This window comes from Halobacterium salinarum DSM 3754, assembly GCF_008124605.1.
Taxonomy (GTDB): domain Archaea; phylum Halobacteriota; class Halobacteria; order Halobacteriales; family Halobacteriaceae; genus Halobacterium; species Halobacterium salinarum.
Genome location: NZ_VRYN01000040.1, coordinates 1 through 1,120, shown reverse-complemented (window position 1 = coordinate 1,120; position 1,120 = coordinate 1). Strand labels below are relative to the sequence as shown.

Annotated in this window: 1 protein-coding gene; it reads right to left on the bottom strand. The window is 58.0% G+C overall.

Features of this window, described 5'->3' with window-relative positions; genetic code table 11:
- Positions 1 to 1,120, bottom strand: a 1,120-nt coding sequence (locus tag APQ99_RS12455) for an IS4 family transposase (protein WP_148889190.1), incomplete at both ends; no start/stop codon positions are given.

Here is a 1,120-nt window from a genome sequence, read left to right as displayed (position 1 = left end):
GTAAGACCGGACGTTGCTGGTGAATCTTCTGAGCATCCTCGATCAGCCGCTCCAGCAACGGCGGTGGTGAGTAACCGAGATACTCACCGAGTTCGTGGAGGATGAGCTGGGCGTGCGACCGGAAGGTCGCCGCCCAGCGTTCTGGCGGAAACACGATCTCGTCATCAGCCTGCTCGGTCACCAGATCCAACAGCTCACGACTCACCAGCAGCGACAGCAACGCCGCATACAGCAGAATTCTCACGATATCCGGGTCGCTTGTGTCGAACTCGTCCAACTCGTACTGCGTCTTCAGTTCACGAAACAGCGTTTCTACCTCCCACCGACACCGATACAGCGTTGCTAAATCCTCCGGGAAGAACTCCTCTCGCGATAGATTCGTGATATACAGATGGTAGTCGTCGGCGTCCTTGTCACGGACGCCGACGACGCGGAACCGCTTCGTGTCCAGCGACCGCGTTCCTTCGTACTGGCCTCGCTTGAACTCCGCTTCGACCTCAACGTCGATGTACTTCCGAGAGAGATCATCGACCACATCGTGGATCTGCTTGCCCTCTAAGGGAATGGCGCGCCCGCGCCATTCCCGTAATTCCTCCGTTATCACCGGATTCGCGTTCTGCTTCAGCCGACTCACGAAGTAGCCGTCGTTCTCGTCGATTAACGCGAACCGGCGGTACTTGAAGTACGCTAGATCGAACAGAACGAGCCGTCCTTGGAGCCACGAACCCGTCTTGAACAGCGTGCTGTCGTGCGCTTTTTCGTCGGTCACGTCGAGTCGTTCAATCGTCTGCTCGGTGGCGTTGTGGAGCAGGTGGAGCTTCGCTCCAGCCTGCTCCTCGTGACGGGCTTGGAACTCATCAGAGAGGAATTCGTGCAACCGCAACACCGTTCCATCAGCGATCATCACGTCTCTGAATCGGTCGATATCAGCGTCAACAGCGTTGGGAACAGCGACCTCGTCGAGACCACGCTCGACGAGGTCGCGGAGATACTCTGCCAACGTCGGCGTCAACCGCTGATGGAATCCACCGGGAGAGATCGTTTCATCAGCTGTGGAGTTGTAGCAGCGTCTGAACCCGGCGAGTGTTCGGCTCTCGCCTGCGGCGAAGCCGAACACGAG